Annotated in this window: 12 protein-coding genes; 10 read left to right on the plus strand and 2 right to left on the minus strand. The window is 35.8% G+C overall.

What is annotated here, in order from left to right; translation table 11 throughout:
* The 9 genes from AC1DY0_RS17015 to AC1DY0_RS17055 all read left to right on the plus strand — a co-directional run.
* Nucleotides 1-234 (plus strand): FAD-dependent oxidoreductase (locus tag AC1DY0_RS17015; RefSeq protein ID WP_477189783.1); only part of this gene is annotated, 234 nt, incomplete at its 5' end.
* A gap of 107 nt (nucleotides 235-341) precedes the next feature.
* Complete coding sequence (locus AC1DY0_RS17020) at nucleotides 342-1,487, plus strand: FecR family protein (RefSeq protein WP_477189784.1); 1,146 nt, start codon at nucleotides 342-344, stop codon at nucleotides 1,485-1,487.
* A 214-nt stretch (nucleotides 1,488-1,701) separates the two neighbouring features.
* Nucleotides 1,702-5,214, plus strand: coding sequence for a SusC/RagA family TonB-linked outer membrane protein (locus AC1DY0_RS17025; RefSeq protein WP_477189785.1), 3,513 nt, complete (start codon nucleotides 1,702-1,704; stop codon nucleotides 5,212-5,214).
* Nucleotides 5,215-5,231: 17 nt separating this feature from the next.
* On the plus strand, nucleotides 5,232-6,638 hold the full coding sequence (locus tag AC1DY0_RS17030) for a RagB/SusD family nutrient uptake outer membrane protein (RefSeq protein ID WP_477189786.1): 1,407 nt from the start codon (nucleotides 5,232-5,234) through the stop codon (nucleotides 6,636-6,638).
* 65 nt (nucleotides 6,639-6,703) lie between these two features.
* Nucleotides 6,704-7,894, plus strand: coding sequence for a redoxin domain-containing protein (locus tag AC1DY0_RS17035; protein WP_477189787.1), 1,191 nt, complete (start codon nucleotides 6,704-6,706; stop codon nucleotides 7,892-7,894).
* Between the two features lie 32 nt (nucleotides 7,895-7,926).
* Nucleotides 7,927-9,060 carry a redoxin domain-containing protein gene (locus AC1DY0_RS17040; protein ID WP_477189788.1) on the plus strand — a complete coding sequence of 378 codons (1,134 nt, stop codon included), beginning with the start codon at nucleotides 7,927-7,929 and terminating at the stop codon, nucleotides 9,058-9,060.
* An 86-nt stretch (nucleotides 9,061-9,146) separates the two neighbouring features.
* The gene (locus tag AC1DY0_RS17045; protein ID WP_477189789.1) at nucleotides 9,147-11,939 is read left to right on the plus strand and encodes a M16 family metallopeptidase; all 2,793 of its coding nucleotides are present in this window, start codon (nucleotides 9,147-9,149) and stop codon (nucleotides 11,937-11,939) included.
* A 121-nt stretch (nucleotides 11,940-12,060) separates the two neighbouring features.
* Nucleotides 12,061-14,061, plus strand: coding sequence for a protein-disulfide reductase DsbD family protein (locus AC1DY0_RS17050; protein ID WP_477189790.1), 2,001 nt, complete (start codon nucleotides 12,061-12,063; stop codon nucleotides 14,059-14,061).
* A 22-nt stretch (nucleotides 14,062-14,083) separates the two neighbouring features.
* Nucleotides 14,084-15,583: an aminotransferase class V-fold PLP-dependent enzyme gene (locus AC1DY0_RS17055; protein ID WP_477189791.1), complete on the plus strand. Its 1,500-nt coding sequence runs from the start codon at nucleotides 14,084-14,086 to the stop codon at nucleotides 15,581-15,583.
* Nucleotides 15,584-16,210: 627 nt separating this feature from the next.
* Here the strand turns inward: AC1DY0_RS17055 and AC1DY0_RS17060 are convergent.
* Both AC1DY0_RS17060 and dinB read right to left on the minus strand, forming a co-directional pair.
* Nucleotides 16,211-19,264: a DNA polymerase III subunit alpha gene (locus tag AC1DY0_RS17060; protein WP_477189792.1), complete on the minus strand. Its 3,054-nt coding sequence runs from the start codon at nucleotides 19,262-19,264 to the stop codon at nucleotides 16,211-16,213.
* 156 nt (nucleotides 19,265-19,420) lie between these two features.
* Nucleotides 19,421-20,623 (minus strand): DNA polymerase IV, encoded by a 1,203-nt coding sequence (gene dinB / locus AC1DY0_RS17065; protein ID WP_477189805.1) that lies wholly within the window; start codon nucleotides 20,621-20,623, stop codon nucleotides 19,421-19,423.
* Nucleotides 20,624-20,709: 86 nt separating this feature from the next.
* Between dinB and AC1DY0_RS17070 the strand changes: the two genes are divergently transcribed.
* The gene (locus AC1DY0_RS17070; RefSeq protein ID WP_477189793.1) at nucleotides 20,710-21,480 is read left to right on the plus strand and encodes an XRE family transcriptional regulator; all 771 of its coding nucleotides are present in this window, start codon (nucleotides 20,710-20,712) and stop codon (nucleotides 21,478-21,480) included.
* The last annotated feature ends 84 nt before the right edge of the window (nucleotides 21,481-21,564 follow it).

Raw genomic sequence — 21,564 nt, forward strand, 5'->3', positions numbered from 1 at the left:
GGTTTCTTCGTAGCGATTGGACACCAACCTAATACTGAAATTTTCAAAGATTATTTAACTTTAGATGAAACCGGTTATATTATAAATACGCCGGGGAGCTCAAAAACTAATGTAAATGGTGTATTCGTAGCGGGTGATGCAGCAGATCATGTGTATCGTCAAGCAATTACTGCTGCGGGTACTGGTTGTATGGCTGCCCTTGATGCAGAAAGATATTTGGCTGCTAAGGACTAATTTTAATTTAAAGTTTTAATTTATGAAATAAAAAACGAAAAAACTTTATGAAATTGTTAGGGTTATGTTTTTTAGTTTCGTAATAGTATAAAAAAGAGAAAATGACAATGAAAAAGTCAGAACGGCTGATTGTGAAATTTATCACAAATCAAGCGAGTCAGGAAGAAATTGAAGAATTGACTAAATGGCTCAAAAGAGAAGATAATCAGATTGTATTTAGGGATTTTGTAAAAACCAATTATGCCATAGATGCTGCGATGCATTCTTTTGATTCAACTGAAGTGAAAAAACTGTTATCAGAAAGAATTCAACAGGAAAATAATATTTTTTATAAAAGCAGATTTTCATCGTATTATAAATATGCAGCTATTCTGATAATGGTTTTAGGAAGTTTTTATTTCTATAACAGTTCTACTTTATTTAATTCTAAAGATAATGTTGTTGTTCCAAGACAAGACGAGATTGTTTTACAATTAGACAATGAATCTGTACAAACCATTGATCCGTCAAATGAAAAAAATGTAACCGATAAGTTTGGAAAAGTAATCGGGAAACAGGATAAAAATAGATTAGTGTATTCGAATGCGTTTTCAAACGGAAAATTGGTATATAACACATTAAGAATTCCATATGGGAAAACCTTTGAAGTTCAATTATCGGATGGGACAATTGTGCATTTAAATTCAGGAACTTCATTACGTTATCCTGTTCACTTTTTAAAAAATCAAAGCAGACAAGTTTATTTAATTGGCGAAGCCTATTTTGAAGTGGCCAAAGACAAAGCGCATCCTTTTACAGTAAATACGCAAGAAGTGAATGTTGAAGTTTTAGGAACTAAATTTAATGTGAACACATATACTGAGGATGTGACAACAGATGTCGTGCTAGTTGAAGGTAAAGTGTCACTTTATAAAGATAAAAAAACGACTGAAAATCAGGTGTATTTGACGCCTGGATTAAAAGGCTCCACTACCAGAGGACAAGAAAAAATCACTACTGAAAATGTAAATACAGATTATTACACCGCTTGGGTAAAAGGAAGTTTGGTTTTTAAAAATGCCTCTTTTAATGATATTATTAAAAAGTTGGAACGTCATTACAATGTGACTTTTATAAACAAAAATAAAGTCCTAGGGAAAGAAATTTTTAACGCCCGTTTTGATAATGAACCTATTGAAGTGGTTTTGAAATATTTCAGCGATAGTTATGCGATTGATTATAAGATAAATGAAGATAAAATTACCATTAAATAAAAATAAACCCTAAAAAAAGTAAATGCCTATGTAGCAAAAATCCAGAAAAAGGATCGCTATTAATTAAAAAAAAACCGGAAAATGCGCTAACATTTCCCGGTAGGATTAATGCGATCAGTTAACTAACCAACCACAATAAAAAACATTTAAAAGTATGAAAAAACTATTTAACGCAATCAGGTTTGACAAGCCTTTTTTTAAATTTGATTTGAAAATGAAATTAACCATATTATTTTTACTTACTACTTTGTCTGTAATGCATGCGGGCGTAACGTATTCACAAAAGTCTAAGCTCTCTTTTTATGCCAATGAAATGACTGTTGCAAAAGTTATTGAAAAGATTGAATATACTACAGATTTTAGGTTTGTTTATAATGTAAAGTCAGTTGATTTAGATCGAAAAATTGACATTAAAGCGACTGATGTTTCGATGGAAACGATTTTAAAGATGATCTTTAAAAATACGGGAACTGATTTTAAAATTACAGGTACCCATATTGTTTTGACGGCTAAAATTGCACCAGTAGAAATACAGCCTGCCCCCGTAAAGCAAAATCAGGATTTTATTGTAAAAGGTAAAGTTACCGATGAAAAAGGAGCACCATTAGCAGGGGCATCAGTTTCAGATGAAAGTACAGGCAAAGGCGTACTTACTGACTTTAACGGAGAGTATGAAATTATTGCAACAAGCTCAGAAACCACATTAGCCTTTAGTTATATTGGTTTTGTTAGACGGGAAATAAAAGTTGATGGGAAAAGTATTCTTAATGTTATACTAAAGGAGGAAACACTTGAATTGGGAGAAATTTTAGTGACAGGATATCAAAACATTTCGTCTAAGCAAGCTACGGGATCGTTTTCTATGTTAAAAGCAGAAGAATTTAAAGAGCAACGTTTAAGCAGCTTAGATAAAATATTGGAAGGACGTATTGTTGGGTATCAGAATGGAAAAATTCGTGGAACTACTTCTATGAATGGCCTGACAACACCTTTGTATGTAATTGATGGTTTTCCGATAGAAAATACTAAGTTTAATTCAACCTACAGTTTAGAGGAAAATCTACCTAATTTAAATTTAGAGGACATAGAAAGTATTACAGTATTGAAAGATGCGGCAGCTTCCTCAATTTACGGTGCTCGTGCGGCTAATGGTGTGATTGTAATTACTACAAAAAAAGCAAAAGCAGGAACAACAAACATCTCTTTTTCAACCAATTTAACAGTTACTCCCTATAGAAACTATACAGATAATTTAACAGATTCGGCAGATATCATAGGTCTTGAAAAAGGATGGGCAGATGGAAATCCTAATTTGCAAGGTGCTGATGCAAGTGATTATGCAAATTCTTTATTGCAAAGTGCTGCATTTACAAGTCAGGGAATGCAAACTCTTTTAAACGGTTATGCTGGAAACATATCGCAATCAGAAATGAGCAATCGTTTAAACGAACTTGGTGCGCAGGGGTATAAATATTATAATGATGTAGCAAAATATGCAAAGCATGATCAATATTTTGTGCAGCATAACATAAGTTTGGGTAAAGCAACTGAATCGAATAGTTTTAATGCCTCTTTGACTTATAAAGGAAATAAGTTTGAAGATAAATACTCTGATAGTCAATCAGTAGGTTTGAATATTAAAAATTCAACTCAAATAAATAATTGGCTTTCTCTAGATTTGGGAACTTATATTAATTATGGTAAAAGTAATCAGCAATTATATAACGCTCTTGATCCACAGTTTAAATATCAGCCTTACAATCAGTTGGTCAATAATGATGGAAGTTATTTTACTTCGACTGCGGCATCTCGTTACGATAGCTATACACTTCAATCTATGCAGGATTATGGTCTTTACAATATGGATATTACACCAATGGACGAGCTGGGAAGAAATGTAGCAGAAGGGAAAAATTTTTTAAACAGAACTTTTGCAAAATTAAATATAAAATTTAGTCCGGCGTTTACGTACAATGCTATGTTTCAGTACGAGTATGGTGTAGATCGAACAAATGATTTAAGAGATAAAGATTCGTTTTATGTGAGAAACAAAGTAAATAGTTTAGTGACAATTTCTCCTGAAAACACAGCCGTTTATAATTTGCCTTACGGAGATATTTTGAAAGAAACCAATCAATTTTCTAATGCCTATAATTTCCGTCAGCAGTTAAACTTTGACAAAATATTTAATGATGTACACGATGTAACAGCAATTGCAGGTATGGAAATACGTCACAGTAAATTAGAATATGGAGATAACACTAGTTATGGATACGATGACCAGACATTATCTTTTACTCCTGTAAACCAAGCAGATTTATTGACAGTTTACGGATCTATTTTTGGAGGTTATATGAACCAAGGTGATTTTGCAGCAAAACGTGAATTGGTAAACCGTTATGTTTCATTTTATGGAACTGGAGGTTACACCTATGATAAAAGATATTCTGTAACAGGAAGTTTGCGTTGGGATCGTTCTAATCTTTGGGGTACAGACAATAAGTATCAAAATAAACCAACATGGTCGACAGGAGCGGCATGGAATATCGATAGAGAATCATTTTTTAAATCTTCTTTTATAAATATGCTTAAACTTCGTGGTTCCTATGGAATCGGAGGAAATGTTGCAAAAGATTCAGCACCGTATTTAACAGCAAATTATTATGCTAATCCGAATGTTGGAGGAATACAGGGTTATGTAAACTCAAGACCGAATCCAGAATTATCCTGGGAAAAAACGACAACGACTGATATTGGTATAGATTTTTCGATGTTTAATAGTAGGTTGGGTGGAACTTTTGATGTTTACAACAAAAAAGGAGAAGATTTATTGGCCAATAGTGTTGGCATTCCAACAGAAGGTTGGGGTTATTCAACGTACAGTATTAACAATGGAGCAATGACCAATAAAGGTTTTGAAGTGAGTTTGAACGGAACAATTATCAAAACACCTTCTTTCTCTTGGGATGCCTCTGTTTTATATGCTTACAATAAAAACGAGGTTACTTATGTAAATGTAGAAGCTCCTGTGTATTTCTTACAGTTAGATTACCCGTCAGCGTTTCCAAGAATTGGTAAAAATTTTAACTCAATTTATGGTTACAAATGGGCTGGTTTAAGCAGTACAGGTTTGCCTCAGGTCTATGATGCATCGGGAACTGCAGTGACGTACAATCCTGGTGATTTAGAAGCGATACAGGATTACGGTTCAACAGTTCCTACTCATAGTGGTTCATTTCATACCTCTGTAGCGTATAAAAACTTTTCGCTTTCAGCACTTTTTATTTATGAATTGGGTCATAAAATGAGAAATACATTTTTACCAATGCTAAATAATAATTATTCTGCAGCATTCGGGAGTTACGTAACGGATATAGGTGTAGTGAATAAAAATATTGAAAATAGTTGGAAACAACCGGGAGACGAGGCATTTACAAATATACCAAGAGTGGTATATGAATATGATCCCGAATTTAGTTCTGATTCTCAAAGTATTTATTCTTATGCAGATATCAATATTATTGATGCTTCAAATGCAAGGTTAAGCAATGTTTCGCTTTCGTATCAAATGCCAAAGGATTTTATTAAAAGAATAAAATTACAAGATGTACGCTTCAACTTAAATGCAGAAAATGTTTTTACTGTGGCCAAAAGCAGAGATGCTAAATATCTTTTAAATGGTTACCAATCTCCAAGTTTAGTTTTTGGTGTAAATGTTAATTTCTAATTTAAAAAGACTGTACGATGAAAAATATATATTATAGCATTTTATGCACATTAGTATTGGGCATTACTTTTACCTCTTGTGATAATTATTTAGATGATGCACCAAAAGGATCTAAAGTACCAACTACATTAGCAGATTTTGAGGCTTTTTTACGTGATGAATATACAAACCAGTCCGTAAATGTGGCCCAGGCTCAAAACTTATTAAATGACAAATTCGTAACCATTGCGACATTATCATTCGACCAACTAACAAATGCTAATTATATGTGGGACGAAACTGCAGATCGCATTGAATTGAACCGAGCAGATGAAAGCACTTATTATGGACAGTATGCCGGTATATCAACTTTCAATTTAATTATTGAAAATGCACTGACAACCACTGAAGCTACGGAAGGGGAAAAAAGAGTGGTTTGGGCAGAGGCAAAAATCCTGCGTGCAATGTCTTATTATAATTTGGTTAATTTTTATGCCGATACTTATGAGGCTTCAAGTGCAGCAACTAAATTATCTGTTCCGTTGATTACAAGTGCTGATATTAATGCGCCAAGCAAACAAGTGAGTATTCAGGAATTGTATGATTTTATTTTGACAGATGTAAAAGAGGCATTGCCTTATTTGCCAAAAGTTTCTCAAACACCATTGCATCCAAATTTAGGTGCCGGTTATGCATTTTATTCGCGCGTTTATTTACAAATGAATAATTATACAGAAGCTTTAAAATATGCAGATTTGGCTTTATCTGAGAATAATTCACTGTATGATTGGACTGCTTATTATAACGAGAATAAAGATATCATTGAAGTTCCAAATTCCTATACAACTACACCATCTCCTATGGGATATGATTATGTTGAAAATTATAGTTTTCGTCATGGATCTGTAACTTATTTATCTAGGGAGAGTAATATTCCGGTAGAACGTGCTCAACGTTTTGAAGAAGGAGATGCTCGTTTCTTGTCTCGTTGGAAAATCAGAACAGTGGGAGCTGATACGTATTACAGAACAACGTTGTCGGGTGCTTTCAATTATGGTGGTATTACAGCTGTGGAAGTTTATCTTATTAAAGCCGAATGTCTTGCTCGTAATAACCAAATCAATGAAGCCCTAAAGGTTTTAAACACTGTTCGAAAAACTCGTATTCTGGCAGATTTTTATCAGGATATAGCAACCGCAGATAAAACAACCGCTTTGAATGCTATTTTTAAAACTAAAAATAACGAGCTCATTTTGACTCTTATTCCTTTTGCAGATGCACGTCGCTTAAATGCCGAGGGTGTTTACAAAGTGAGTTTCTCAAAAGTAGATGCAGGAACAACTTACACTTTGTCATCAGATTCTCATATGTGGACAATGCCTTTTCCTCAAGGTGCTACAAAAAACCCAGGAAACGGAACTATAACTCAAAACGTATCAAAATAAAAATTTTAAAGCTTCCTGATTAGGAATTCTGAAAGGGAAGCTTTTTCTAAAAATATCAATTAAAAATGAATGCAATTAAATATAAAATAGTAGCATTGTGTATCTGTTTGTTTATGGTTTCATACAGCAGTCAAGCACAAGCTAAAAAAGTAACACCGACATCGTATACACTTGAAGGAAACATCAAAGGTATTCAAGATGGAATGGAGGTGAAATTAGTTCCGGGAGCTACATATTCAAGTGAAACTGCTGTTGCAGAAACAACAATTAAGGATGGTAAATTTACTTTTATAGGGAAATTAAAAGAGCCTCGTTTGTTTTATGTAACGTTTGGAAAAGATAAAGGTTCTATTCCTGTTTTACTTGAAAATTCAAAAGTAAAATTGGCTGCTGCGGCAACTATCTCAAGTGATGATGAATGGATTTCTTTTAAAGATGAAGTAGTTACAGGATCTAAATCCCATGATTATTATACTAAGGAAACAGCTTATAAATCTGAATTAGAGAAAGACTATGCAGCATACCATGTAGGTACTGAGGAGTTAGGTAAACTATACTCAAAGGCAAGGACAGAGGGCAATAAAAAACAAATGGATTCTATTACCAATACGGTAGAATGGAAAACTTTTGAAGCAAACGAAAAAGCATTTTTCGCAAAAGTAGAAAGTTCTATCGAAAGCGTTATTTTGAAACATAAAGCAACATGGTGGGGACCTCTTTTAATGATGACACAGTTTAGTTATTTAACCCCGGATCAGAAACCACTTTATGAGCAATTTTCAGAAGTTGCTAAAAAAAGTTACTACGGACAGCAAGTTGATAAAGAGTTAAATCCTAAATCTTTAATTGGGAGCAGTATTGCCAATTTCAAACTAAACGATAAAGACGGTAAACCACTTAGCATCAAAGAAATTACTGCAGGAAAAAAGTATGTTTTGATTGATTTTTGGGCTTCCTGGTGTGCACCATGCCGTAAAGAAATTCCGAATTTGAAAACTGCATACGCCAATTACTCCGAAAAAGGGTTTCAAGTATTAAGCATTTCTATAGACAAAGACCAAAAATTATGGCTTAAGGCATTGGGACAAGAAAACATGCAATGGCCCAATTTATTCGATGATGATAAAGTAAGTAAAGCATTTAACGTAAAAACAATTCCGGCTACATTTTTAGTAGACAGTAAAGGTACTATTATATCAGATGATTTGCGTGGTCCGGCTTTGGACGAAAAATTAAAAGAACTCTTAAAGTCATAATTTGACTTATTAAACTAAAAAAAATATCAAACATGAAAAGTAAAGTTTTAAAATCAGGTTTATTGGCTTTAGCGCTAATAAGCACAATCGTTTCTTGCTCTAAAAAGGAGGAAGGATATACTATTAACGGAAACATTCCGGGACAAAAAGACGGAATGATTTATCTGGAATTTCTTGATGGTGATCAGCCTGTAGTTAAAGATTCTGCTAAAATAGTAGATGGCAAATTTACCTTTGCAGGAAAAGTAGAGGAACCGCTTCGCTATAGCATAAAACTAAAAGGTCAAGAATACGGACGATCTTTTATTCTTTCTAACGAGACAATTAGTTTTAAGGCTAATAAGGATACAATTTACATGGCTAAAATATCTGGTGCCACTCAGGATTCTATTTATTCAGGATATTCTAAAAATGAATTTAAAAAGATTTCAGAAATAGCAGGTCCTTTATATAAATTATCAGATTCATTAACCCAAAATGGAAAAGTAGAATTAACTCCTGAACAAAAAATAATGATGGATAAGCGTTGGAATGATTTACAAAATCTTGCAGACGATCTTACTTTTAAATTTATCAAATCGCATAAAGATAAAGTTGCCGGTGCATTGGTTTTAGATGATCGTTTAGTAACTTATGGAACTCCTGAACAGGTAAAGGAATATTTTGCTGTTTTAACTCCGGAGATACAAAATTCTTATTTTGGTAAAAAAATAAAAGAAGGTATCATTCTTAATGATAAAACCGCCGTAGGTGTTGTTGCTCCAAAATTTTCCCAAGCTGACGTAAACGGAAAAGTCGTTAACTTATCTGATTATAAAGGAAAATACGTGTTGGTTGACTTTTGGGCAAGCTGGTGCGGTCCATGTCGAAAAGAAAATCCAAATGTAGTTTTGGCTTATAAAACATACCATGATAAAGGATTTGAAGTTTTGGGAGTTTCTTTAGATGATAAAAAGAATCTTTGGGAAAAAGCTATTGAAAAAGACGGTCTAAGCTGGACGCACGTTTCAGACTTAAAAGGCTGGAAAAATGAAGCAGCTGTTTTATATGGAGTAAAATTAGTTCCAACAAATTATTTAATTGGTCCTGACGGAAAAATTGTAGCCAAGAATCTTAGAGAAGAAGCACTCCAAATAAAATTGAAAGAAATTTTCAGTAAATCATAATATCCTTCTTTACATAAACTATAAAAACGATTGTTGAAATGATAATCGTTTTATAGTCTTATTCATAAACTTCTCAATCACAAAAAATGAAAAAATATATCTTTCTGGGCTATTGCTCATTGGCTTTCTGTACCCTAATTTCAGCGCAGGAAAAACCAGTTAACTTTAAAAAAATCAAAGAGTTAGGTGGTATAGAAGAGTATTTGTACCAGCCCAACGGAATGAATGTTTTGCTTTTGCAGGATAACGCATCACCGGTTGCTACCGTACAAATCGTATATCGCGTAGGTTCTAAAAATGAGGTTTTAGGAAACACTGGATCAACACACCTTTTAGAGCATTTAATGTTCAAAGGAACTCCTACGTTTAATAAAAAAAACGGTAATACTATAACTGATGTTCTTCAAAATACAGGTGCTCAGTTAAATGCTACAACATGGAACGACCGTACGAATTATTTTGAAACCCTGCCAAGTGATAAAATTGCATTGGCGTTACAAATTGAAGCGGATAGAATGCGTAATTCCTTATTGTTAAAAGAGGATAAAGAGGCTGAAATGACGGTGGTTCGCAATGAATTTGAGCGTGATGAAAATGACCCAAATACTTTGTTAGACAAAGAAATCTGGGCGGCAGCTTATATTGCACATCCGTATCATCATTCAACCATTGGATGGAAATCAGATATTGAAAAAGCGCCAATTGAAGTTTTGCGTAATTTCTATAACACCTACTATTGGCCGGATAATGCCACTTTAACCATTATTGGAGATTTTAAAAAAGAAAATGTTTTTGAATTAATAGAAACGTATTTCGGAAAAATCACAAAAGCACCAAAAGTAATGCCTCAGCCTTATACGGAAGAGCCACAACAATACGGACCACGCAAAATTGTTATTGAAAAACCGGGAGAACTTGGTGTTGTAAGCAAAGCCTATAAAATTCCGGGAGCATTACATGAAGATTTGCCGGCTTTGAATATTCTGGCTGAAATTATTGGTTCGGGTCCTTCAGCAATTTTAAACAAAACTTTTGTAGACAGCCGAATGGGGATTTATGCTAGTGCAAGTGCCACTAATTTCAAAGAAGTAGGGCTTTTTAACATTGGAGTAGGTTTTCCAACTACTTCAAAACATGAAGATATCGAAGCTAAAATAAACGAAGTTGTTGCTAAAATTAAGAAAGAAGGCGTAACACAGGACGAAGTAAATCGTGTGGTGGCAAAAATTAGTGCACAAACTATTTTAGCTCGTGACGGTTCTAGCGTAATAGCTTCTGAATTGACCGAGGCCATTGCAGCCGGCGATTGGACCGACTATATTACCGGAGTTGATCGATTGAAGAAAGTAACGCCCGCTGATGTTTTACGTGTGGCTCTGAAATATTTAGTTGAAGATCAAAGCACAACAGGCTATTTTATTCCGAAGCAATCGGGTTCAAATGAAGGAAAGGATCAGGCAAAAGCCAATAATTTCACCACTGAAAATGGACCGTTTTATTATAGAAATCCAAATCATAATCATCCAGAAGAACCAGCTGTAGCTCTTTCATCCGAGCAAAGAAATACCGCTGAAGAAATTGTTGTAGATGAAAGTAGAATCGAAAAAATGGCTTCCTATTATAAAAGAGAAAAAGTTGCAGGAATTGATGTGGTTTCGGTAAAAACTTCGGCTAAAGATTTTGTAACTGTTGCTGCCAGTATTTCTTTAGGAAACTATGCAAATGAGAATAAAAACCTGATGGTTCCTTCCTTAACAGCATCAATGTTGTCTAAAGGAACAACGTTAAACGATAAATTTAAGTTTTCTGAAAAACTTCAAAAATTAGGTGTAAATATTAATATTAATGCTTCTACCACTAAAATTAATATTGGTTTCAAATGTCTGAAAAAAGATTTAGATCAGGTAATTTCTTTATTGGGAGAAGAATTGAGAAATCCTTTATTTGATGCAAAAGAATTTGAAAACCTGAAACAACAATATATAGGAAACACACAGCAAAGTTTAAATGATCCAGGCGAAAGAGGAGAAATTGCTTTGTCGCAGGCGATTTATCCGAAGGGAAATCCCAATTGCGATTCTAGTGTTGAAGAAGATTTGGCCAGTATTAAAAGTGCGACTTTGGATGAGGTAAAAGCTTTTCATAAAAAATATTACGGACCAGTTTCGATGCATTTAGTAATTGTTGGCGATACTGAAGGTGCTAATTTGAATGCTTCTTTAAAAAAATCATTCAAAAATTGGAACGGAGGAGTCATCGAAAATATGAAGTTTCAAGAAGCGGTAAAAGCTGCTTCAAAAACAGAAGTTGTGACTATTGCTGAAAAACCAAGTGCCGAATTATTCATTGGACAATATACAGGATTGAAAAGAGCCGATGCTGATTATATTCCGTTTTATATTGGTAATTATACTTTAGGGGCTGGATTTGCCGGTCGTTTGATGCAAACGGTTCGTGATAATGATGGATTGACCTACAATATTTCGTCAGGAATGGGAGGAAATATCAATACAGGTGGTTACTGGTTGGTAAACGCTTCATTCAACCCGACATTATTTCAAAAAGGTTTTGATGCGACAATGGTTCAGGTTCAAAAATGGGTAAACGACGGAATCACTCAGGGAGAATTAGAAAACAAGAAAGCCAATTTAATTGGAAGTTTTAAAGTTGGAATGGCAACCACAAACGGAATGACAAGAACAATTTTGAGCTTTGTTGAAAGAGGGTTAGAGCCTAGCTATATAGAACAATATCCGAAAGATATTGAAAAAGTGACTTTGAAACAGGTAAACGAAGCGATCAAAAAATACATCCAGTTAGATAAAATGATTATCATCAAATCGGGTTCACTTGACAAAGATGGCAATCCGTTGCAATAAATAAAATATTAATAGTTTGTCTTTCATTATTTTATTTTAGAATTGAATTAGTTATTATTTCATGAAAGGCCTAAAAGAGCTGTTTGCCAACAGCTCTTTTTTTTAAAATCAAATCAAAAAAATGAGAAATATCATAATCGCCTTAGTGTTTCTTCTTAGCGGAAACATGTTTGGGCAAATGTATAATCCAGTAAAATGGACTACAACTGTAGAAAAAGTATCGGAAAAAGAATATGTTCTAAAAGCGGAAGCCGAGATACAATCAGGCTGGCATTTGTATGGACAGTATATCGAAGAGGGTGGCCCGTCGCCAACAGCTTTTACCTTTAAGAATCCACAGAAAAACTTTGAATTGGTTGGTAAAACTACCGAAGAAAAAGGACATGAAGTGATGGATAAAATATTCAACATGAAAATTAAATATTTTGAAGGTAAAGCACTTTTTACTCAAAAAGTAAAATTCGCTACTAATGAAATTACCAATATTGGAGCAGAAGTTGAATATATGGTATGCGATGACAGCAATTGTCTACCACCGTCTTCAGAAGAATTATCATTTAAGTTTTTGAATTCCAAAAAAACAGCCATTGTTGAGACAGCGGTTGCAGCAAATAATACAACAATTACAGACAGAAAAACAACAGTTGCAAAAGACGAGACAACTAAAGCGGTGGTTAAAGATTCGAGCTCAAAATCTTCATCAAGAGGATTGATAAGCATTTTTATTATTGCTTTTTTATCTGGCTTTGCTGCTTTGCTAACGCCTTGTGTTTTTCCAATGATTCCAATGACGGTAAGCTTTTTTACCAAGCAAAGTAAAACTAAAGCGGCGGGAATGAGAAATGCTTTCATTTACGGATTCTCAATTATTCTTATTTATGTTTTATTGGGTTCCATTGTAACGGCTGTTTTTGGTGCTGATTCGCTAAATGCACTTTCAACCAATGTTTGGTTCAATATAATTTTCTTTATCCTATTGGTAGTTTTTGCCTGTTCTTTTTTGGGAGCTTTCGAAATTATGTTACCTAATTCTCTTGCAAACAAAGTCGATTCACAAGCCGATAGAGGAGGGCTGATTGGGATTTTCTTTATGGCTTTGGCTTTAGCCATTGTATCATTTTCTTGTACAGGACCAATTGTGGGAACCTTATTGGTAGAAGCTGCTTCAAAAGGAGGAATCGCTCCAATTGTGGGGATGTTAGGATTTTCAACGGCTATTGCTTTACCGTTTTCATTGTTTGCGGCTTTTCCGGGATGGTTAAATGCATTGCCAAAATCTGGTGGATGGTTAAACACTGTAAAAGTGGTTCTTGGATTTTTAGAGTTGGCTTTGGCGTTTAAGTTTTTATCTAATGCCGATTTGGTTTTGCAATTGCATTGGTTAGAAAGAGAAGTGTTTTTAACAATCTGGATTGCTGTTTTTGGAACTTTAGCTTTTTATTTATTTGGAAAAATTACATTGCCACATGATTCTCCGTTAAATCATATTTCTGTTGGGAGATTGAGTTTTGGTTTGCTGGTTTTGAGTTTTACGATTTATTTAATTCCAGGACTTTGGGGAGCGCCTTTAAAATTAATTAGTGGATTTCCACCACCAATGCATTACAGTGAATCGCCTGATGGATTTGGATCTTCTAAAAGTTTAGGTGAAGTAAAATCTCCTTTACCGGAAGGTGCAGAATTTGGTCCGCAAGATATCATTACTTTTCATGACTATGATAAAGGAATGGAGTTTGCAAAAAAGGCAGGAAAGCCAGTTTTATTGGATTTTACGGGTTATGCATGCGTGAACTGCAGAAAAATGGAAGAACTTGTTTGGTCTGATCCAAAAGTCTTAGGGGTTTTAAAAAGCGATGTGGTTTTAATTTCTCTTTATGTAGATGATAAAAAAGAATTGGCAGAAAATGAGCAATATGTTTCAGAAACTACCGGCAAAAAAATCAAAACGATTGGAAACAAATGGAGCGATTTACAAATTAAAACCTATAAAGCCAATGCACAGCCATTTTATGTAATTGTAGATCATAACAGTGCAAATTTAACTGAACCTTCGGCATATAATCCTGATGTAGAGAATTATTACAATTGGCTTAAGCTAGGAATAAAAAATTTCAAAAGATAAGTTTTTTTAAAAGATGAAAATAATGAACACAATTATTAAGGAAACTGTCTCGGCTGGATTGGAACAATATTTTTCGAAATTTAGAGAAAATATTATAGGCATTGACCATACTTTTGAGTCGAAGTATGGAAAGCAAAAAATGATATATGCCGATTGGATTGCCAGCGGAAGATTGTATGCTGCCATTGAAGATATTATGCGCCATGAAGTAGCACCTATGATTGCCAATACTCATTCTTTTTCGAGTGAGACAGGTAAAACTTCAACTTATGCCTACCAGCATGCAAGGCAATTGATTAAAAAGCATGTAAATGCAAACGAATCTGATGTTTTAGTTACAGCAGGGACTGGAATGACAGGCGTTTTGTCGAAGTTACAGCGTATAATGGGTTTGCGTTCAGTTGATAATATCTATAATGTGAAACTACTCTATGACGATGACAGACCAGTGGTTTTTATTACGCATATGGAACATCATTCAAATCAAGTTTCTTGGCATGAAACGATAGCTGATGTGGTGATTTTACCTGCAGATGAAAACAATATGGTTGATCCCAAGATATTAACTGAAACGCTAAAAAAATATGCCAGTAGAACTGTGAAAATTGGTTCTTTTACGGCCTGTTCCAATGTTACAGGAATTATTACACCTTATCATGAATTGGCCAAAATTATGCATCAACATGGCGGATTTTGCTTTGTAGATTTTGCTGCATCAGCTCCTTATGTAGAAATTGATATGCATCCTGAAGATGGTGAGGAAGAATTGGACGCTATTTTCTTTTCACCACATAAATTTTTAGGTGGGCCCGGAACGTGTGGGGTTTTGGTTTTTAATGAAAATCTATACAAAGCCAGTTTTCCTGACAATCCTGGGGGTGGAAATGTAAAATGGACGAATCCATGGGGAGGGTATAAATACAATGATAATGTAGAAGTAAGAGAGGATGGTGGAACACCCGGTTTTTTGCAAGTGATAAGAGCAGCCTTATGTTTTGAACTCAAAGCTCAAATGGGGATTGAAAACATGAAAAACAGAGAAGCTGAATTGTTGACACTTTGTTATTCTAAGTTGAATAAAATACCAAGATTAACCATTTTAGGAGACATATTGGCCGATAGAATTGGTTGTGTTTCCTTTACAATTGAAAATATCCATTATAATTTAATTGTTCGTCTTTTAAATGATCGTTTTGGGATTCAAGTTCGGGGTGGATGGTCATGTGCAAGTACTTATGCCCATCATTTACTTGGGATTGACGAGTTAGAATCTAAAGAGATTACAAATGGAATTCAATGTGAAAATCTGAGTAATAAACCTGGTTGGGTACGTTTGTCTCTGCATCCCACATTGACAAATCAAGAGCTGTTATTTATTTGCAATGCAATAAGTGAAATTGTTCGCAATAAAAACAAATGGGAAAGAGGTTATCGGTATAATCATGTCAGTAATGAGTTTGAAAATGAGTCCGCAGATGAGACTATTAAGGAAGATGTTAAAAAATGGTTTTGTTTAATATAAATTATTGGATGTACAAACAAAAAGTAGAGAGAAAGTTAAGATACTATTTGTCTGCATATTCATCCTGTTTCTATTTAGAAGGGCTAAACACTTATTGTTAATATTGAATAAATAGAAATATCTGTATCATTAATTCACAAACAAATGCGCATCCGCTGGTGTGAAAAACCAAAATGGGGTGACGTTTGAAACCTTTTTGACTAATAATAAATTAAAAACCTCCAAAGTCTTTTGATTCTGGAGGTCTTTTTTAATTTGAAAATTGTTTTATTATTTTTCTAATTTTTGTCATTACCTAAAATTGACAGAAAGTAAATATTCGGAGGCCTTAAGGCTCACCAAGAGTGCTAAATATTTTTTTAGATATTTGATAGGGTTGAAATTTTTTACATTGTTGTTTTATAGATGTTTATATTATTTTTTTGTAATCTTTTTATTTTTTTTGACCTTATTATTGTAAGTCAATTATTTTGTTGTTCAATTTCAGAAAAGGCGGTGAGATACATTTTGTTTTGTACGTCTAAAAAGCGCATTAGAGTAGTGTTGGAGTTTGCCATTTTGGTATTGTTTAAATAAAAAAGGTTAGTAAAATTAGAAAAAAGGCAGAGTTTAGTTAATAAAATTACATTAAGAAATCATTCTATGTCTGGGGATATTAATTTCGTGTTCCTGCGGATAAGGTGCACGATGGGTACTACTGACATCTTCCTTGATTTGATTTTGTGTTTTAAACTGGTCTTTGGAATCCATATAGCGAGGGTCGGGGATGAAAGGCATTTTGGCCATTTTGGTTACAGTAATGGTGGGAAAATGAAAATCGACTTCTACTGTGCCCAGGAGAAGATAACAGCCACCTCCCAAAAAAGGATATTGACTTAGACTGTCAGGAAAGTGTGCTGTATCAAAATAGGAACCCTCATGGTCAATCCAAGTTCCAAAATACATAGTTCCTCTTTTGGTAGGTACTTGTTTTCTTGAAATAAGATAGGCCAGCATTCGTACTTGTCTTTTATGGCAAGAAAGAAGATCTTTTGCCATTATGTCGCCACGGTTCTTGGTCTGCAAGAGATCAAAGGGGGTGCAGGAAACGGGGAAACTCAACAGTTCAATTTCGTCAAAAGCGTCTTCAAACAAGGAACGCTCCAAAGTTGGGAGTTTGTATTCCTTAACTGGTTCCTGTATCAACAGTAAGTTTCTGTTTTCGGGTTTAAAATTGTTTAAGAGTAAACTGGAGATGACCAGCAATTGATTTTTGGATTTACCGGTAAAGCGAAATGCTCCAATGAAAATAAGAATTTTAATGCCTTCAATTCCCATTGGGATTCGGTTGATGAAATCTTCAAGAGAAAGGAAATCACCATTTCTGTTACGATCCGAGACTATGAAATAAGCCATCTTGGATTCCAAACTCTGCAGGTGCATAAAACCCAAATATACATCAGTGCCATAGAGCGTGGTTTCGTATTCGCTTTTATTTACACAAGGATTATGGATGGTGGCTCCAGCCATACGCGCTTCATGCACATAGACTTCGGTTCTGTAAAATCCCCCTTGATTGTTGATTACGGCCACCATAAACTCAATTGGGTAATATACCTTAAGATATAAACTTTGATAACTTTCCACTGCATAGGAAGCAGAATGCGCCTTACAGAATGAGTAACCCGCAAAGGATTCAATCTGTCTGTATATTTCTTGACTAAGAGCCAATGGATGTCCTTTTTGTGCACAGCAGGCAAAGAAATTGTCTTTTACTTTTTGCAGTGCCTCTTTGGAGCGTCCTTTACCACTCATTGCCCGACGCAGAATATCGCCATCAGCAGCGGGAAGACCTCCGTAGTGAAGGGCAATTTTAATGACATCTTCCTGATAGACCATAATGCCATAGGTTTCCCCAAGTTGTTCTTTAAATACTTCGTGAAAGTATTCGAACCTGTCGGGATGGTTGTGGCGAAAGATATACTCTTTCATCATGCCCGACTGTGCCACACCCGGGCGAATAATGGATGAGGCCGCCACCAGTGTTTTATAATTATCACATTTCAGGCGTCGCAGTAATCCACGCATGGCGGGACTTTCAATATAAAAGCATCCTATGGTTTTACCCTGTGCTAAATAAACATTGGCTAAAGCTTCGTCTTTAGAGAGGGTAGTATCTCGAATATTCACTCGGATTCCCCTGTTCTTTTCAATGAGTTTCACGCTGTCATCAATATGCCCAATACCGCGTTGACTCAGGATGTCAAATTTTTCGAAGCCGATGTCTTCGGCAATGTGCATGTCAAAAAGCACAATTGGGAATCCCTTAGGAGGCATTTCCAGTGGTGTGTAATTGGTAATGGGTTCTTCGGAGATTATAATTCCACAGGAATGCATACTGCGCTGATTCGGGTATCTCTCGAGCAACATGCCATATTCCTGCACCAGTTTCACGATACTGTTACTGTCGTGCAATTTCATGGGGTTCTTGGCGAGTCTGTCGAGTTCTTCTTTAGGTAATCCAAAGACTTTGCCTACCTCGCGAAAGATGGAGCGGTATTTAAACTCCACATTGGTACCACAGAAGGCAACATTATCGGCTCCGTAACGGTTAAAGATGTATTCTAAAATTACATCGCGTTCTTTCCAACTCCAATCGATGTCGAAATCGGGTGGGCTCTTACGATTTTCGTTTAGGAAACGCTCAAAATACAAATCAAGTTCCAGTGGACAGATATCAGTAATCCCCAAGCAGTAGGCAACGATGCTATTGGCACCACTACCGCGACCAATGTGCATGAATCCACGACTGTTGCTGTAGCGAATAATATCCCAAGTGATTAAAAAATAACCACTGAACTGCAATTGGTCAATCACTTTAAGTTCCTTTTCAACTCTTGCTTTTGCTAAAATGTTTTCTTTGCCGTAGCGCCATAAAAGTCCTTGATAGGCCAAGGTGGTTAATAGGGCTAAGTCACTTTGCTGATTGGTGGTGTAAAACTTTTTATTTCTGGGGGTATTGAACTCAAATTTGAAATTGCAAGCCTCCATTACTTTTTGAGTATTGGAAATGATTTCGGGATATTCCTCGTAAGCCAGCAAAAGGGATTCCAAGGGCAGCATTACTTCAGATGTCTTGCAATAATCCGATTCAGTAAGTTTGGATAGAATCTTGTTGGTATCAATGGCCCGCAAAATCTTATGCAGGTTGAATTCTCTTTTGGTTCTAAAGGTCACAGGTTGGAAGATGACCATTTTCGAAATTTTATTTTTCCATTCCGACAGAAAAAGCTTTGGGAGCTCTTCCGGACGAATTCCGATATATTCATTTTCCTGAAGGGTTGGCGGAGCGTGTTCCAAGGAATACACTATGGATACATCATTGAACTTAGGAGCAATAATAGGCAAAGGCTCTCCGCTGAAATTGTGGGTTGTTAAAAAACGGTTCATCTCTGCTAAACCATTGGCATTCTTTGCCAGACCGATATACCGTAATTGGTGTTGACAACGAAACTCAATTCCTATAATGGGTTTAATGCCCACAGCCTCACATCCTTTTATAAAATCATAGATTCCTGTTACGGTATTGATATCGGTAAGCGCCATTGCCTTAACTCCACAGGTGACTGCCTGCCCAATGAGTTCCTCAAGGGGAATGGTGCCGTAACGCAAGGAGTGGAAGGAGTGGCAGTTGAGATACATTTTTTTATGGTTGATGGTTTAATCGTTGAATTGTTTAATCGTTTAATGGGTTTAATCGTTTAATGGGTTTAATCGTTGAATCGTTGAATCGTTGAATCGTTGAATCGTTGAATTGTTTAATTGTTTAATTGTTTAATTGTTTAATTGTTTAATTGTTTATGGGTTTAATTGCTTGGGGGTTAGGGTTCGTTTTAAAATTTCGTCTTTGGTGTTGGGTTTGAAGGAGGCGCCGGCGCAGCGCATTACGGCATCAAAACCATAGCGGCTCTTCATTTTGTCCATGGCGGCATAAAGGGACAGCATTTCCTGGGTGTCTTCAAAGAGATTGATTTGATAGGTCCCCCTGACGAGTCCGCTAAAACGGATGCCTATTAAACGAAGGCGCATACGACGTTGGTAGAGTTTGTCAAAGAGATCGGTTACATTTTTGGTTAGGATATGATCTGCTGAGGTATAGGCTATTTTGCATTGTTTGGTTTCGGTGTCAAAATTGGCATAGCGAATTTTAACCACTATCGTTGAGGTTAGCCACTGCTCGGAGCGGAGTTGGAAGGCCAGCTTTTCCACCATACCCATTAAGATCGATTTGAGTTTTGCAATGTCGATGGTGTCCTGGGAAAAAGTATGTTCGGTGGAAATGGACTTTCGCTCGGTATAGGGTTCTACCGGACTGTTGTCAATGCCATTGGCTTTTTTCCATATCTCCAGACCATTTTTGCCAATCATGCGTTGGAGCACTTCGGCTGGCATTTCGGAAAGCGTTTGGATGGTTCGAATTCCGATTCGGGATAAAAGTTGAAAAGTGACATTGCCGACCATGGGTATCTTTTGGATCGATAAAGGGTTTAAAAAGGCCCGAACGTTATTCTCGGGTATCTCTAAATTTCCTCTTGGTTTGCCTTCCCCCGTGGCTATTTTTGAAACTGTTTTATTGACAGATAAAGCAAAGCTAATGGGTAGTCCCGTTTCTTTAATTACGGATTGTGCTAGTTCATTTGTCCATTTATAACTGCCATGAAAACGATCCATACCAGTGATGTCGAGATAGAACTCATCAATGCTGGCTTTTTCCATTATGGGGGCTTTTTCCTGAATCACCTGTGTGACATCATGGGATAGTTTGGAATACAATTCCATATCCCCTTTGACAATCTTGGCCTGTGGGCAGAGCCGCATTGCCATATTAATGGGCATTGCCGAGCGCACCCCAAAATGACGAGCCTCATAGGAACAAGAAGCTACCACACCACGATCACCACCACCAATAATTAGTGGAATTCCTTCTAATTGGGAGTTGCCCAATCTTTCACAGGATACAAAAAAGGTATCCAAATCCATGTGTACAATTGCCCGTATCATTTTCCTTTGTTTTTGTAGAAACAAAATTAGTACAGGTTGTAACATTTTTTAATATATTTGCTGTTACAAATTGTAACAAAATTGTTATGTCCTTATTTTCAGACAACATCAGAACTCTTCGGGTAAAGCAGAAGATATCGCAGGAAAAACTTGCCGAGAGCCTATGCATTACCAGAGGCAGGTACGTGAAGTATGAAGACGGCACATCAGAAGCTCCGTATGATATTTTGAAGAAAATAGCGCATTATTATCATATCAGTATCGATTTATTGCTTTCTGTGGATGTGCGTAAAATAGATACGCAGGATTTACTGAAATTGGAGAATAATCGGTTGGTTCTTCCCATTATGATCGATAGAGAAGGGGAGAATTTCATAGAAGTTGTCACCCAAAAGGTGAAGGCTGGTTATTTGAACGGTTATGCCGATCCGGAATATATTGAGAGTTTGCAGCAAATTTCACTGCCTTTTTTGGGTGCGGGTAAGCACAGGGGATTTCCGGTGGAGGGAGACTCGATGCCTCCGCATGAAGATGGTTCCATCATTATTGGGCGCTATGTGGAAACATTAGGCGAGGTACTTGATGGGAAGACCTACATATTCATCACTAAAAGTGAGGGGATGGTTTATAAGCGTTTGAACAAAAATAAAAAGAATGTACTTGTTTTGGAATCTGATAATCGGCTTTATCCTAATTATGAAGTTAAAGCTTCTGACATATTGGAGATTTGGGAGTATGAATGCAATATTGGGAGAAGTGACAGGAAGGCTGAAATTTCAGAGCCTGTTAGTGTGAAGGAAATGTTTTTGGAGTTAAAGAGGGATATTTTTGAAGTGAAGGAAAGTATTAAGAAGTGATATGATTGGAGGAGACAGGTTGCAGAAAGCAGAATAAAGAGCAAAGAAGCAAGAGGCAATCGGAAAGAATTGATTCTATTTTAA

This window comes from Flavobacterium sp. P1_E4 (assembly GCF_056405915.1).

Coding starts and splice junctions, on each gene's coding strand:
- AC1DY0_RS17020 (WP_477189784.1), top strand. CDS start 342: ATGAAAAAGTCAGAACGGCTGATTGTGAAATTTATCACAAATCAAGCG.
- AC1DY0_RS17025 (WP_477189785.1), top strand. CDS start 1,702: ATGAAATTAACCATATTATTTTTACTTACTACTTTGTCTGTAATGCAT.
- AC1DY0_RS17030 (WP_477189786.1), top strand. CDS start 5,232: ATGAAAAATATATATTATAGCATTTTATGCACATTAGTATTGGGCATT.
- AC1DY0_RS17035 (WP_477189787.1), top strand. CDS start 6,704: ATGAATGCAATTAAATATAAAATAGTAGCATTGTGTATCTGTTTGTTT.
- AC1DY0_RS17040 (WP_477189788.1), top strand. CDS start 7,927: ATGAAAAGTAAAGTTTTAAAATCAGGTTTATTGGCTTTAGCGCTAATA.
- AC1DY0_RS17045 (WP_477189789.1), top strand. CDS start 9,147: ATGAAAAAATATATCTTTCTGGGCTATTGCTCATTGGCTTTCTGTACC.
- AC1DY0_RS17050 (WP_477189790.1), top strand. CDS start 12,061: ATGAGAAATATCATAATCGCCTTAGTGTTTCTTCTTAGCGGAAACATG.
- AC1DY0_RS17055 (WP_477189791.1), top strand. CDS start 14,084: ATGAACACAATTATTAAGGAAACTGTCTCGGCTGGATTGGAACAATAT.
- AC1DY0_RS17060 (WP_477189792.1), bottom strand. CDS start 19,264: ATGTATCTCAACTGCCACTCCTTCCACTCCTTGCGTTACGGCACCATT.
- dinB (WP_477189805.1), bottom strand. CDS start 20,623: ATGATACGGGCAATTGTACACATGGATTTGGATACCTTTTTTGTATCC.
- AC1DY0_RS17070 (WP_477189793.1), top strand. CDS start 20,710: ATGTCCTTATTTTCAGACAACATCAGAACTCTTCGGGTAAAGCAGAAG.